Annotated in this window: 14 protein-coding genes; 6 read left to right on the top strand and 8 right to left on the bottom strand. The window is 60.7% G+C overall.

The window, feature by feature from the left end:
• Positions 1-362: 362 nt before the first annotated feature.
• Positions 363-989: a DUF1236 domain-containing protein gene (locus AC1DNK_RS07590; protein WP_477940274.1), complete on the bottom strand. Its 627-nt coding sequence runs from the start codon at positions 987-989 to the stop codon at positions 363-365.
• A 257-nt stretch (positions 990-1,246) separates the two neighbouring features.
• On the opposite strand from AC1DNK_RS07590, the gene AC1DNK_RS07585 reads away from it, so the two are divergent.
• Entirely contained in the window at positions 1,247-1,891 is a 645-nt protein-coding gene (locus AC1DNK_RS07585) for an MBL fold metallo-hydrolase (protein ID WP_477940272.1), read from the top strand.
• A 57-nt stretch (positions 1,892-1,948) separates the two neighbouring features.
• Here the strand turns inward: AC1DNK_RS07585 and AC1DNK_RS07580 are convergent, their stop codons facing one another.
• The 3 genes from AC1DNK_RS07580 to AC1DNK_RS07570 all read right to left on the bottom strand — a co-directional run bounded on the left by AC1DNK_RS07580 (position 1,949) and on the right by AC1DNK_RS07570 (position 4,132).
• Positions 1,949-2,365, bottom strand: coding sequence for a BA14K family protein (locus AC1DNK_RS07580; protein ID WP_112386286.1), 417 nt, complete (start codon positions 2,363-2,365; stop codon positions 1,949-1,951).
• A 178-nt stretch (positions 2,366-2,543) separates the two neighbouring features.
• Positions 2,544-2,759: a cold-shock protein gene (locus AC1DNK_RS07575; protein ID WP_003581120.1), complete on the bottom strand. Its 216-nt coding sequence runs from the start codon at positions 2,757-2,759 to the stop codon at positions 2,544-2,546.
• 482 nt (positions 2,760-3,241) lie between these two features.
• Positions 3,242-4,132 (bottom strand): DMT family transporter, encoded by an 891-nt coding sequence (locus AC1DNK_RS07570; RefSeq protein ID WP_477940268.1) that lies wholly within the window; start codon positions 4,130-4,132, stop codon positions 3,242-3,244.
• Positions 4,133-4,287: 155 nt separating this feature from the next.
• Between AC1DNK_RS07570 and AC1DNK_RS07565 the strand changes: the two genes are divergently transcribed.
• Complete coding sequence (locus tag AC1DNK_RS07565) at positions 4,288-4,707, top strand: DUF3052 domain-containing protein (RefSeq protein ID WP_477940266.1); 420 nt, start codon at positions 4,288-4,290, stop codon at positions 4,705-4,707.
• Here the strand turns inward: AC1DNK_RS07565 and AC1DNK_RS07560 are convergent.
• From AC1DNK_RS07560 to AC1DNK_RS07550, 3 genes are all read right to left on the bottom strand, one after another.
• A complete protein-coding gene (locus AC1DNK_RS07560; RefSeq protein ID WP_477940907.1) occupies positions 4,704-5,846 on the bottom strand; it encodes a PQQ-dependent sugar dehydrogenase in 1,143 nt (380 codons plus the stop codon). The two genes, AC1DNK_RS07565 and AC1DNK_RS07560, sit on opposite strands and share 4 nt — an antisense overlap.
• A 67-nt stretch (positions 5,847-5,913) precedes the next feature.
• On the bottom strand, positions 5,914-6,681 hold the full coding sequence (locus tag AC1DNK_RS07555; protein WP_477940265.1) for a class GN sortase: 768 nt from the start codon (positions 6,679-6,681) through the stop codon (positions 5,914-5,916).
• Entirely contained in the window at positions 6,681-9,020 is a 2,340-nt protein-coding gene (locus AC1DNK_RS07550; RefSeq protein ID WP_477940263.1) for a marine proteobacterial sortase target protein, read from the bottom strand. The genes AC1DNK_RS07555 and AC1DNK_RS07550 overlap by 1 nt, the downstream gene beginning before the upstream one ends.
• 364 nt (positions 9,021-9,384) lie before the next feature.
• Between AC1DNK_RS07550 and AC1DNK_RS07545 the strand changes: the two genes are divergently transcribed.
• The 3 genes from AC1DNK_RS07545 to AC1DNK_RS07535 all read left to right on the top strand — a co-directional run bounded on the left by AC1DNK_RS07545 (position 9,385) and on the right by AC1DNK_RS07535 (position 11,333).
• A complete protein-coding gene (locus AC1DNK_RS07545) occupies positions 9,385-10,587 on the top strand; it encodes a pyridoxal phosphate-dependent aminotransferase (RefSeq protein WP_477940262.1) in 1,203 nt (400 codons plus the stop codon).
• A gap of 105 nt (positions 10,588-10,692) precedes the next feature.
• Positions 10,693-10,989, top strand: a complete 297-nt coding sequence (locus tag AC1DNK_RS07540; protein WP_477940261.1) for a nucleotidyltransferase family protein — start codon at positions 10,693-10,695, stop codon at positions 10,987-10,989.
• Entirely contained in the window at positions 10,989-11,333 is a 345-nt protein-coding gene (locus tag AC1DNK_RS07535) for a HepT-like ribonuclease domain-containing protein (protein ID WP_477940259.1), read from the top strand. Before AC1DNK_RS07540 ends, AC1DNK_RS07535 begins: the two co-directional genes overlap by 1 nt.
• 170 nt (positions 11,334-11,503) lie before the next feature.
• Here AC1DNK_RS07535 and AC1DNK_RS07530 read toward each other — a convergent pair whose 3' ends face one another.
• A complete protein-coding gene (locus AC1DNK_RS07530) occupies positions 11,504-12,601 on the bottom strand; it encodes a calcium:cation antiporter (RefSeq protein ID WP_477940258.1) in 1,098 nt (365 codons plus the stop codon).
• A 224-nt stretch (positions 12,602-12,825) separates the two neighbouring features.
• Between AC1DNK_RS07530 and AC1DNK_RS07525 the strand changes: the two genes are divergently transcribed.
• The gene (locus tag AC1DNK_RS07525; protein WP_112537843.1) at positions 12,826-13,110 is read left to right on the top strand and encodes a DUF2188 domain-containing protein; all 285 of its coding nucleotides are present in this window, start codon (positions 12,826-12,828) and stop codon (positions 13,108-13,110) included.
• Positions 13,111-13,142 lie beyond the last annotated feature (32 nt).

The following is a 13,142-nucleotide window of genomic DNA, read 5'->3' as shown; positions in this document are numbered from 1 at the left end:
CTTTCTCATCCAATGCGTTCCGGGAAATGCGCGCAGACAACTGCTCAGCATTATCCGATGCAAATCTATGCTGCCGACAGTTCCCCCGGACTTTGCAGAGTATCGGCCTCGACCCGCCTCTTTTGAAGCCGGCCGATCTCCGCTTCCCAATACAAGGCATATTTTCCCGGCGGCGTCAGTCGATAAAACGCAAATGGGACAACAATCAACAAGGGATGGCATGCGCCGCCGGAGGATAGACTGCAGCTGCACTCTCCTGTTCACACCTGCGGCAACCTTTACGGAGTAACTTGTCCACAGAAATACAAAAAGGCGGCCAGGCGGACGCCTTTTCTGTTTCATTGCGGAACGTCCGGCCGGTCTTACTGATAGACGTAGACGATGCGGCGCGTGCCGGGATCAACCAGGACGGGCCGGTCGTTGATCCGCGTATAGCGGTACTGATAGTCCGGAATTTCCTGGAACGTCACGTCATCGGGCACTTCGGCACCGACGACCACCTGACCGCCAAGCTCTACAGTCTGACCGGGATTGGTGTCGATATAGGTGCGGACCATCTCCGGAGGCGTGACTTCCTCGACCGATCCGACCGGACCAATCAGTTCGTCACCGGGCTGCGGATCGACAGGCTGCGGATCTGTGGCAACCACGCTCGACGTGCTTTCGTAGGTAACGACGGGGACGCCAAGCGTTGTCTGGTTCTGCTGTACGACGACAGGCGTGCCTTCGCGCTCGACCTGCAGATAATCGGCATAGACCCAGCCGCGAACACCGTTCACATCGACGCGGCACCAGCGGCTACCTTCGATACAGCCATCGAGATAGGCGGCAGAACCGCGGGTTGCGATGCCGACAGATGGGTATTGGGGGCCGGGGCCGGCGCGGACGTTGAGATCGTTGATGGCCGTGGCGGCCATTTCCGCATTGGCAAAGCCAGCGCTTGCGGCAAGCACGGCGCCTGCCAGGAAAAGGTTTCTCGTCATGGTCATTTCCATTTCTCCTTTTTGCTGGGCTGGAAACGCACCGTTCACTTTCCGGTTCCAAAACCGGCCGCTCTATTAATTCCACCTTCGGGCGATATTTCCATAAGTCATTGATGTGTCCAAGTTATCGCTGGATTTTTAACCTGCTCTTGCGCTGTGAACTGTTGTTACGGCCTGTCGCGGCCGCGTGAGGCTTGGGCAAAAGCTGCTTTCAACGGACGGCTTTCCGGCTATAGCTAGGGCCTGAAACAAGAGAGGCACACATGGGCATGCTCCAGGCCGGCATCATTCCGGTGACACCCTTCCAGCAGAACTGCACGGTTCTTTTCGACCCCGATACCAAGGAGGGCGTGATCGTCGATCCGGGCGGCGACGTTCCGGCGATCCTGGAGGTGATCAAGGAGAACGGCTTCAAGATCAAGGAAATCTGGCTGACGCATGGCCATCTCGACCATGCCGGCGGAGCGAAGGATCTGAAAGCGGCGCTCGGTATCGATATCGTCGGTCCGCACAAGGATGACCTGCCGCTACTGCAGCGGATCGAAACGCAGCAGCAGAAATACGGCATAACGGGGCTGAAGAATGTCGAGCCTGATCGCTGGCTCGAAGATGGCGGCAAGGTGTCTTTCGGCAGCCACGAATTTGAGGTCTATCACACGCCGGGCCATGCGCCCGGGCATGTCATCTATTTCAACCGCGCGCAAAACTTCGCCCATCTCGGCGACGTGCTGTTCAACGGCTCGATCGGCCGCACTGATCTTCCGGGCGGCGATCACGAGCAGCTGCTTCAGTCCATTCGCGAGAAGGTGCTGCCACTGGGCGATGACGTCGGCTTCATCTGCGGTCATGGGCCAGGGAGCCGGATCGGCGACGAGCGGCGCAGCAATCCATTTCTGCAGAGCATCTGACAAAACAAAAGCGCCGCTCGATGAGCGGCGCTTCGTTATTCGCTACAGCTTGCGAACTCAGCCAGCGGTGCAGAAATGTTCGCGGCCATCGTTGCCGATGAAGGTGCCGGTGCCCGGGTCGAAGCTGCGGTAACGGTACGAGCAATAACGCTGCCACTGCGGCGTCCAGGGCTCAAGGCCAGCGCGGACCGGCTGGTAGTAGCGCGGCGGCGGCGCACGATAGACCGGCGCGTCATATTCCGGCTCGTAGACCGGTTCGGCATAGCGCGGCTCGTCGTAATAGTAGCGCGGCTGGTTCGAGTTGGCGATTGCCGAGCCAACGATCAGGCCGGTTGCGAGGCCCACAGCACCGCCAACGAGGGCGTCGTTGTTGTGGTGACGGCGCCAGCTGTCGGCGGAGGCTTCGCTGACAGCGGAAAGGCTGAGAGCGGCGGCTGCGGCCGTCAGAATAAGTGTCTTTGCGATCTTGTTCATGACCTTGTCCTACTTTCCAAGACAGCGAGAAGTGCTGTCTATAAACTCTTCAAAGCGGCAGCGGGTTCCTGCGCCGTTAGGATGAGACGATAGTGGCGGTTATCTGAACGGATGCTGAATAACAAAACCCGGCATCTCTGCCGGGCTTCCACTCGAATAGATCGCGTTGTTTCGGGATTTAGCCGGAAATCTGAAGATTGACGGCCTTCGGTCCCTTGCCACGGCGGTCCGGCTCCGTGTCGAAGCTCACTTTCTGATTTTCAGTCAGACCGGCCAGGCCGGAAGCCTGAACGGCAGAGATGTGGACGAAGATGTCCGCGCCACCCCTGTCCGGCTTAATGAAGCCGAAGCCCTTGTCAGTATTGAAGAATTTCACAGTCCCAGTCTCGGCCATGCGTCAGGTCCTTTTCTCTCTGCCCGCCATCCACACGGGCAGCATCAATTAAGCCCCTTCCGGAGCGTTGGCAGGCAGTTCTTGAATTTCGAGAAAAAGGTCCCCTCTACCTCGGCCTGTCTCGTGGTGGGATTATTCCCCATCTTATTGAGACTGGCTGACCGGAATATTAGCGTTTCCGGCGCGCACTTTCTTAAGGACTTCCCATGCTCGCAAAATGCCCGAACGCCCCGAGATTGCTGCGATTATTGAGAATTGGCAAGCAAAAGTTTTTTAACGTGTTGTCGGAAGCACAGTCCCGCCGGGTATCCTATTTGCGCCAAAACGCAAAAAATCGCTCCCCGCGCGCGCATGATTAACGTTTTGTATCGTCTGCAATATATTTTGTGAGGAGATTTTCCCAAAAACACAACGCTAGCGGGTTATCGGAGCATTCGAAAAAAATTTTCGAATCAAGCCGTGTGCGCGTAGTGGATGCGGTTTCAGGCAGGCTGGGTGCGGCGGCGGGTCAATTCCGGGACGATTTCGACCACAAGCATAGCGGTAAACATCAGCGCGCATCCGATATAGCCGACAGGCGGAATGGTTTCGCCGAGGATGAGGGCGGCCAGCGACGAGCCGAACAGCGCTTCCGAAGACAGGAAGATCGCCGCCTGCGACGGCGTCGTGTAGCGCTGGCCGATGACCTGCAGCACGAAGGCGACGCCCGACGAGAAGATGCCGACATAGAGGATCTCGGGTGCTGCGCCGCGGATGGCGTCGAGGCTGATCGGCTCGATGACGGCGGCGGCGATGAGGGCGCAGACCGCGGTGACGGCAAACTGCGATGCCGAGAGCGCCAGCGGCCGGCCGGTCTCCTTGACGGTGATGCCGGCAAGGGTGATCTGGATGGCCCAGAAGCCGGCGCAGATGACCGTCAATCCGTCTCCGACCGTGAGTGCCGAGAGATGGCCGCCCGATAGAAGAAAGATGCCGGCGATCGCCATGGCCGCTGCCGGCCAGATGATCCAGTGCGGCGGGCGGCGCAGGAAAAGTACCGCGATGACCGGGACGAAGACGACGTAGAGGCCGGTGATGAAGCTCGAATTGGTGACCGATGTGGTCTGCAAGCCGATCTGCTGGGTCGAGGCGCCGCCGAAGAGGGCCAGTCCGATCGCAAGATAGATGCCGAGCTGCCGCTTGCTGGTTTTTACCTTCGCCTTGCGGCTTTCCAGAAAGACGAAAGGCAGGACGGCGGCGGTGGCGACTGCGAAACGCAGGCCAATGAACCAGAACGGGCCGATGGCTTCCATCGCCGTCGATTGCGCGACAAACCCGCCGCCCCAGATGGCGGCCGCAAGCAACAGCAACAGGTTCGCTTGGACGCGAGTCATGGCATTCCTCGATGCGGGGAGAGTGATGAAACCGTGGTTAGCAGTTGCCTTTTGTTTCAGCAAGCCGGAATAAACGGAGAGTTCGGTCTCAAGGGTGATCGCATGACAGAGCATAACGGCAGGACGTTTTGCCATCAGCCGGCACGGCTAAGCCGATGAGCGCCGGCTATTCGGGAACGCCGCTCGAAAAGAAGCTGGGACTGAAGGCAGGGCAGGCAGCGCTGCTGATCGGCGTGCCCCAAAGCGTCTCAGCGCTTAACGGCTTCACGGATTTCAGCCGGGTCGAAGTAGTGGCGCCTGAAGAGGAGGCACGCTTCGACTACATCCATATCTTCGAGACCCGGCGTGCAGCGCTGGAAGCATTGGCGCCGCGATTGCGGCAGCTGGTGCAACCTGACGGGATGATCTGGATATCTTGGCCCAAGAAGGCATCGAAGCTGCCGACCGATATTGCTGAAGATGTGCTGCGGGAGGTGCTGCTGCCGACCGGTCTCGTCGATGTGAAAGTCTGCGCCATCGACGAGATATGCTCGGGCTTGAAATTCGTTGTCCGCAGCGAGCTTAGGGGCGGTTAGCCGTCCTGGTTTGCAGCGCGCGAGACGCGCAGCAAGGCGCCGTCGCTCTCGTCCGTCACCATCAGCAATGCTCCATCGGGTGCGACGGTGATATCGCGGATGCGGCCGTATTGGCCTTCGAACATGCGCTCCTCGCCAACGAACTTGCCGCTGCCATCGCGTTGCATGCGCGACAACAGCTGGAATTTCAGCGCGGCGACCAACATGTCTCCATCCCATTCGGGAAACATCTTGCCGCGATAGACGGCGATGGCGCCGGGGGCAATGGATGGATCCCAATAGTGGAGGGGCTGTTCCAGTCCTTCCTTGGCCGTGCCTTCGCCGATCTTGGCGCCCGAATAATCGACGCCATAGGTGATGACGGGCCAGCCGTAATTCTTGCCCGGCGCGATGAGATTGATCTCGTCGCCGCCGCGAGCGCCGTGCTCGACGGTGTAGAGGTTGCCGTCGGCGGCATCGAAAGTGATGCCCTGCGGGTTACGGTGACCCTTCGACCAGATCTCGGGCCGTGCCTTGGCGCCGTCGCGGAAAGGATTGTCCGCGGGGATGCTGCCATCGGCGTTCACATGGATGATCGAGCCGGCGTCATCCTTGAAGTCCTGGGAACGGTCGCGGCTGCCGCGGTCGCCGACGCTGATGAACAGGCTGCCATCACCAGCGATGGCGATGCGCGAGCCATACTGGATGTTGCCGCCGGTGAATTTCGCCATGGTGAAGATCGGCTTCACGTCCTCGAGCCTGCTTTCGTCGGCCGAGAGCTTTGCGGAAAAGGCTTCGGTGCCGGATCCCCCGGCATTGGCAGTCGCGGCAGTGAAATAGAAAATGCGGCTTTGGGCAAAATCGGGAGAGAGCGCCACATCCATCAGGCCACCCTGGCCGCGGGCGCTGACCTCGGGCACGCCGGCAAGCGGTTCGGAGACCTTGCCATCGCGGATGATCCGGATATTGCCGGGACGTTCGGTGACGAGATAAGCGCCATCGGGCATGACCTCGACAGCCCAGGGATGATCAAGCCCGGTTGCCAGCGTATCGACGCTGACCGCGACGTCCTTGGTCTGCACCCTGTCGGCTGCATATGCAGCGCCTGCCACTGCAAATGCGGCACCTGCCGTCAAAGCGATGCGCAATCCCTTGAGCATGTTCATGATCTCCCGTTTTACCATCCAGCCGGTTAGGTGGCGCGCGGGGGCGATCGCTTCAACCTCGCTAGGTGCCGGATAACGGCTTTGTGTTGCCGGTTTGAACGGTGCCGGTCTGGATCGTATCGACCAGGTCGGCCTCGACGATGTAGCGCATCGGGCCGCGCTCGGTGGCGTCGAAGGGCCAGCAGGTGGTCAGCACCAGGTGACGGCCGTTTGCCGCCGCATCGATGCCGCTCTCATCCCAGCGGGCGACGCGGGCGTCGGTGGTCTTGAAGGTCAGCAAGGTGCCGTCACGGCGCTTGATTTCGATGTCGTCGCCGGGCTTCACGTCTTTCAGCCAGCGGAAGTGGGTGTCCCTGTGGGCAGCGATCACCGATGTGCCCTCGTCGCCCGGCTGCGGCGTATTGCTGAGCCAGGCCGGGCCGAAGGCCAGCGCTTCGCCGGATGCGCCAGACAGCACGATCGCCGTCTTGCCGAGACGCGGGGCGCTGACTTCGGCTTCGGTGGTGAAATCGGCCCAGGGCCACGGCTTGGCATCTTCGCCCCGCAGCTCGGCGGCGAAGGCGCGCTTCAGAAGGACCTGCGAAAGCTCCGCCTTGCCCTTCAGATAGAAGCCGCTGCTGACCAGTGCCATACCATAAAGGCCAAGGCCGAGAATGCCGAAGGCGACGACCTTTTCCATCGGCGAGAGCCGGGAGAAAAAGCTCCTGCGCGGCTGTTCCACATCGAACGCCGTAGCGGCGGCATTCGCCATCATCATTTCCAGATAGCTCGGAAGGGGCGCGAATTCGCCCGTTTCCTCGTTCCAGCTGCCTCTCTGCATATTCGCCATCAGCGGCCTCCCGGGATGACGAGGCCGCGCAGGCGGCGGCGCCAGATGGCAAAGCCACCGGCCGCGGCGAGTGCTGCCAACAGCATGGTCAGGCCCTGCATGATCTGCTGGTCGGCGAGCGTTGCCGTCTGCGGCAGCTTTACCGAGGCGGAACGCTGCGCGATCAGATTGGCGGCGGCCGGGGTCGGAGCGGCGGCCATCTGGTTGGCGAGGGCCGCGAATTCCATCTGCGGCTTGGCCATGGCGTGATCCGGTGCGCTGCCTGATGGAGCAGGGGCTGCGGGTTCACCCATCACCTTCTCGAAGTCCCAGCCATCGGGCAGGTTCAGCGGCAGCTTGGTCGAGGTAACCGGCTGGCCGTCAGGGCGCGATGGCGTGACGTCGATGGCAACGAGGCTGGTGACGCGGGAGACGAGATGATGCGCCATGGCGATCGCCTCGACATCCTTGTCGAGCGCGGCCGGATCCTGCCGCTCATAGGCGCGGGCTTCGAGATCATCGATCTTGCGGCGGGCCCAGAGCTTGGAAAGGCCCTTGCCATCGGCGGCATTGGCGATGTCCATCTCGACGCGCCAGGGCTGGGCGCCGGTCTTGCCGGTGATCTGCAGCTTGCCTGCGGGTTTATCTGTTGGCAGTTCCGCCGTCAGGGCAACCGGCTCGCCGGTATAGAGATCGGGCATCGGGTTCGGGGTGATGTCGCTCGCCTGCGTGCCTTCGAAGGTCGCGGCGATATCGGTCATCGCCGGGTTCTGCAGCTTGGCGAAGAGCTCGCCCATGCGGGTGGCGACCTGATCGGTGGAGCCGATATGGGTGAAAGTGCCGCGGCCAAGCTCGGCGGCCTTGGTCATGAAATAGGAGTTCGGGGCCGAGCCGATGCCGACGGTGAAGACGCGGGCATCGCTGCGGTTGTTGGTGATCTCCATGAATAGCTGCTGCTCGTTGCCGATCGCGCCATCCGTGAGGAAGACGACCTGGCGAAGCGCGCCATTGGCGACCGATCCCTGATTCCGCAAGGCGTCTTCGAGCGCCGGCAGCATCTCGGTGCCGCCGTCGGCGGTCAGGCCGCGCACATAGGCGATCGCCTTCTCGCGATTGTCGGGCGTTGCGCCGACAAGGCCGCCGAAATAATCGGTCATCGTGTCGTCGAAGCGGATGACGTTGAAACGGTCGTCCGCACCGAGCTTGGAGATCGCCAGAGCCAGGCTTTCCTTCGCCTGGGCGATCGATTCTCCGGACATCGAGCCGGAATTGTCGATGACGAAGATGACTTCGCGCTTCAAAGGTGCCGCCGATGCATCCGGCGTTGCGGGCGGGGTGACGAAGGCAAGCAGATAGGTCTTGCCATCCAGCACTTCGCGGAACAGGCCGGCGCTCGGCGTCTTGCCAGGTGCTGCCTTCCAGGTCAGCTCGAAATCCTTGTCGGCCGGAACGGACTCGCCCTTCAGGCTGATGACGCGGTTCTGGTCGCCGTCCTGCTTGATATCGACATCGTGGAAGGCGGATTTGACGTCGCCGAGCGGGAAGCCGGCTTTTAGGTTCACGGTCAGCGCGACAGGGTTGATCTTGGCGTTCTCGCGCGGGTCGAGGACAGGTGCCTCGATCTTGTCGCGGTTCGGAACCGGGTTAGTCGGCACGGCGAAGCCAGCGCCATTGTTGAACTCGACGGTCTGGACGACGGGAGCAGGATTGTAGCGGGGGGCGACGACCATCGGGAAGCGCAGCGAGAATTCGCCGCCGGACTGGTGAACGGCCTGCTGATACTCGATCTGCACGACGATGGTTTCGCCGGGGCCGATATTGGCGACCTGGTTGGTGAAGATGTTCGGGCGCTGCTGCTCCAGAAGCGCTGCCTTCTTGCCCTCGGCTTTCGCCTGCTCGTAGATTTCGCGGGCTTCCTGGCGCGGCTTGATCTGGCCCTCGATGAAGCGATCGCCGATCTGCATCTTCAACTCATCGACGGCGGAATTTTCCGGCAGCGGGAAGACATAGGTGCCCTCGACCCATCCCTTGCTGGGATTCTGGAAGCGCTGGGTGACCTTGACGCGGGCGACCGGGCCGGAGACATCCATCTCGACATCGGTCTTCAGCCGCGGCGCCTCGATGAAGAAGCCCGGATCCTTCGACGGAAAGAGCAGCGAGCCGCTGTTGACGTCGTTCGGGCGAACCAGACCGGCCAGTTGCGCCGCCTTCGGTGCCGCTGCTTCTTCGGCGCGGGCAACGGACACAAGGCCTGCTGTCATCATGATCGATGCAAAAAATGCGGTGAACGCAATCAGGAATGAAATGGCTACACGGCGGACGCGGAGCCGCTCCGTCGCAAACTCGTCTTCCAGAAACATTGGCATACCCTCAATAACCAACTTCGGATGTGCAAGATTGAGGCTCCGATCCCGGCGGGCTCACGACGGAATTGCGGCATGCCGCGGCATTTGTTGCGGCTTATTTGCGGCAAAGGCCCGAAACGGGGAAGTTTCTGTTTTTAAGGGGTAAATCCGGACCAGCGCAGAGATTGGTTCAAGAGCTTCGCAAACAGATTCAACCGGGCGTCACAAACGATCTCTCAGGGTGCGGCAATCGATCAATAAGAATCATCGGCGTCATCGCGCCTTTGCGCTTGAAATGCCTGCGCACATTGGACATAGACCTTAGCGCAGAACTCCGGTCCCGGTCTTCTGCCCGTTTCAACCGTATAGGACCGATATCATGGCCTTTCTTGCCGATGCTCTTTCCCGTGTGAAGCCTTCAGCCACCATCGCCGTCGCTCAGAAAGCGCGCGAGCTGAAAGCCAAAGGACGCGACGTGATCGGGCTCGGCGCTGGTGAACCGGATTTCGATACGCCTGATAATATCAAGGACGCAGCGATCGACGCCATCAAGCGCGGCGAGACGAAGTACACGCCGATCTCCGGTATCCCGGAATTGCGCAAGGCGATTGCCGCCAAGTTCAAGCGCGAGAACAATCTCGACTATACCTGGGAACAGACGATCGTTGGCACCGGCGGCAAGCACATTCTCTTCAACGCCTTCATGGCGACGCTGAACGCCGGCGACGAAGTCGTCATCCCGACGCCTTACTGGGTTTCCTACCCTGAAATCGTCGCACTTTGCGGCGGCACGCCGGTCTTCGTCGCGACGACCCAGGAGAACAACTTCAAGCTCCAGGCCGCCGATCTCGAAAAGGCGATCACGCCGAAGACCAAGTGGTTCATGTTCAACTCGCCGTCCAACCCGTCGGGCGCTGCCTATACGCATGACGAGCTGAAGGCGCTGACCGACGTCCTCGTCAAGCATCCGCATGTCTGGATTTTGACCGACGACATGTACGAGCACCTGACCTATGGCGACTTCAAGTTCGCGACGCCTGTCGAAGTCGAGCCGAAGCTCTATGACCGGACGCTGACGATGAACGGCGTCTCCAAGGCCTATGCCATGACCGGCTGGCGCATCGGCTACGCAGCCGGCCCGCTGCAGCTGATCAAGGCGATGGACATGATCCAGGGCCAGCAGACCTCGGGCACGACCTCGATCGCCCAGTGGGCTGCCGTCGAGGCGCTGAACGGTCCGCAGGAATTCATAGGGACCAACAAGAAGATCTTCGAGGGACGCCGCGATCTGGTCGTCTCGATGCTGAACCAGGCCAAGGGCATTTCCTGCCCGGTTCCGGAAGGCGCGTTCTACGTTTATCCGTCCTGCAAGGGCCTGATCGGCAAGACTGCGCCCTCGGGCAAGGTGATCGAGAACGACGAAGACTTCGTCACAGAACTGCTGGAATCCGAAGGCGTCGCCGTCGTCCACGGCTCGGCCTTCGGCCTCGGCCCGAACTTCCGCATTTCCTATGCGACGTCGGAAGACCTGCTGGAAGAAGCCTGCCGCCGCATCCAGCGCTTCTGCGGCGCTTGCAAGTAAGCGACGTCAATAATCGGAATGACAAAAGCCCGCCGGAGACGGCGGGCTTTTTTGTTTGGGCGGGYGCCGGTGGAGATCGATCCGGTGATGTGATAGTTTTCGCTCATGGATCGAAAAGACGTGCTCGAAAGTCTGCGCGAATATTCCGATGCCGTACGCGGCATGGGCGCGACGGGGCTTTATCTCTTCGGCTCCGCCGCACGCGATGAGCTCGGCAGCAATAGCGACCTCGACATCTTCATCGACTACGATAGCGGCTCGCATTTTTCCCTGATCGATCTGGTCGCCATCAAGCAGTTTCTCGAAGACGAGCTGAATGTCGAAGTAGACGTGACGACACGCGACAGCCTGCATCCGATGCTCAAGGCGGACATCGAGCAAAGCGCTATCCGGGTCTTTTGATGCCGAGAAAACTCAAGCCTGTCATCACTGAGATTATCGAGACAATCGACGGTGTGCTGGCAGCGACGTCAGGCAAATCTCTCGACGATTTCAAGGGCGACTGGCTTCTACGGCTCGCGATCCAGCGGGCGCTGGAAATCATCTCGGAAGCGAGCCGCCATTTGCCCGACGACCTCGTCGCCTCGGAGCCCGATATCCCCTGGAAGCAGATCCGGGGTATCGGAAATGTTCTCAGACATGAATATCATCGCATCGCCGATGACATTGTCTGGACCGTCGTTGCCAATAACCTCTGGCCGTTACGAGAAGCAGCAATCAGATTGCTTGACCGCACCGAAGGCTGACAGGCTCATTTTGCGATATCGCTCGCGCGCTACACCGGCCGAACCGGAGCTGAATACCCGCGATCCTTTTAGTCGGCTGCTGCTCGCCCGGTGCTAAGTCGAGAATCTGCTGATGTTAACATCCAGCGCGTTCGCGAGACATTTGGCCTCTCGCCGCGCGCCTCTGACGATCACAGTCCCAGCGCCGTTAGCATCAGAAATGTTGAGAACAGGATGAAATGCGTCATGCCCTCGATGGCGTTGGTTTCGCCGTCGTTGAGGTTGATGGCGGCGGCGATCAGGGTGATGGCGACCATCACGGTCTGGACGGGCGTCATCGCCATGACGAAGGGCTGGCCGGTGTAGAGCGCGATGGCTTCCATAACCGGAACGGTCAGGATCACCGTCGAGAGCGAGGCACCCATGGCGATGTTGACCGTTGCCTGCATGCGGTTCTTAAGCGCGGCGCGCAACGCCGTCAGGATCTCAGGCGCGGCGGAGATGGCGGCGACGACGATGGCGGTCAGGGCGATCGGGGCGCCGGTGTCGCGCAGGCCCTCAGTCATGAAGGCGGACATGAATTCGGCAAGCCCGCCGATGATGACGACGCCGACCAGGATTGTGATGATCGAGGCGGAGGCCGGTTCGTCGCTGTGATGCTCGTCGGTTGATCCGGCTTTCCGCTCGACGCGGGGATAGCTGTAGCTGAAGAAATAGCTGTGCTGGCCGACCTGCATGCGCAGGAAGAGCCCATAGAGCGCGATCATCGCGACGATGGTGAAGGCCGAGTAATAGTGCCATTTGGCTTCCGGAACGAATTCCGGGACGATCATCGAGATGCCGATGGCCGTTAGGATCATTACGCCATAGGTCTTGCCCGAGTTGTCGTTATAGGGCTGTTCGCCATGCTTCAAGCCGCCGAGCAGGGCGGCAAGGCCGAGGATGCCGTTGATATCCAGCATCAGCGCCGAATAGATCGTGTCGCGCACCAGCGTCGGCGAGCTTTCGCCTGACATCATGATGGCGAGGATGATGACTTCGACCAGCACCGCCGACAGCGTCAGGATCATCGTGCCATAGGGATCGCCAACCTTGACGGCGAGGATTTCGGCATGGTGCGCCACCCGGATCGAGGCGAGAACGATGGTGCCGACAAGGGCTGCTGCGGCGATCAGCGCGGCACCGCGGCCCATCGCCATGACGCTATGTTCGAGCGCGTAGCCGGCGATGGCGGCAAGGAACGCGACAATCAGAAATTTCTCGTCCCGCAATCGTGAAATCAGTGTCACGCCTGGCTCCGGATTTGATTCATGCGATCAATCTAAGCCGATGATTTCTTTAATCAAGATGGTGCTTCGAGGGCGCAATTTGCGCTAATGCGGATTTAATGGAATACTGCCTCATCGGTTTGCCGGACACAATCGCGGCGTGCCCTCGTCTTATTTTGCCGCCGCGACCGGCCGGATCATTCCCGGAAGTTCTTTGCCGCGCCCACGAGAAAAAGGAGAGGTGCATGGTCAAGGTGGTTTATGAGGTTGTCCCGCATGACGGAGGCTGGGCCTACAGGCTCGGCGGCGTCTATTCCGAAGCCTTCCCGTCGCATGCCGAGGCGCTCGAGGCGGCCCGTATCGTTGCTGCCGAGCAGCAGGTCGGCGGCGATTCCGCCGAGATCAGCTGGCAGGACGACAAGGGCAAGTGGCACGAGGAATATGCCGAGGGCGGCGACCGTCCGGAAACCGAAGTGGTGGATGGCCTTCTTGCCGGCCGCCGCGGGGCGGAAGCCTCTCCCGGCGCCTGAGACACCGGAAATCCGTCCTTCGATCGTGCGCC

Source organism: Rhizobium sp. 01N424, assembly GCF_056399485.1.
This window is presented reverse-complemented; position numbering and strand designations above follow the sequence as displayed.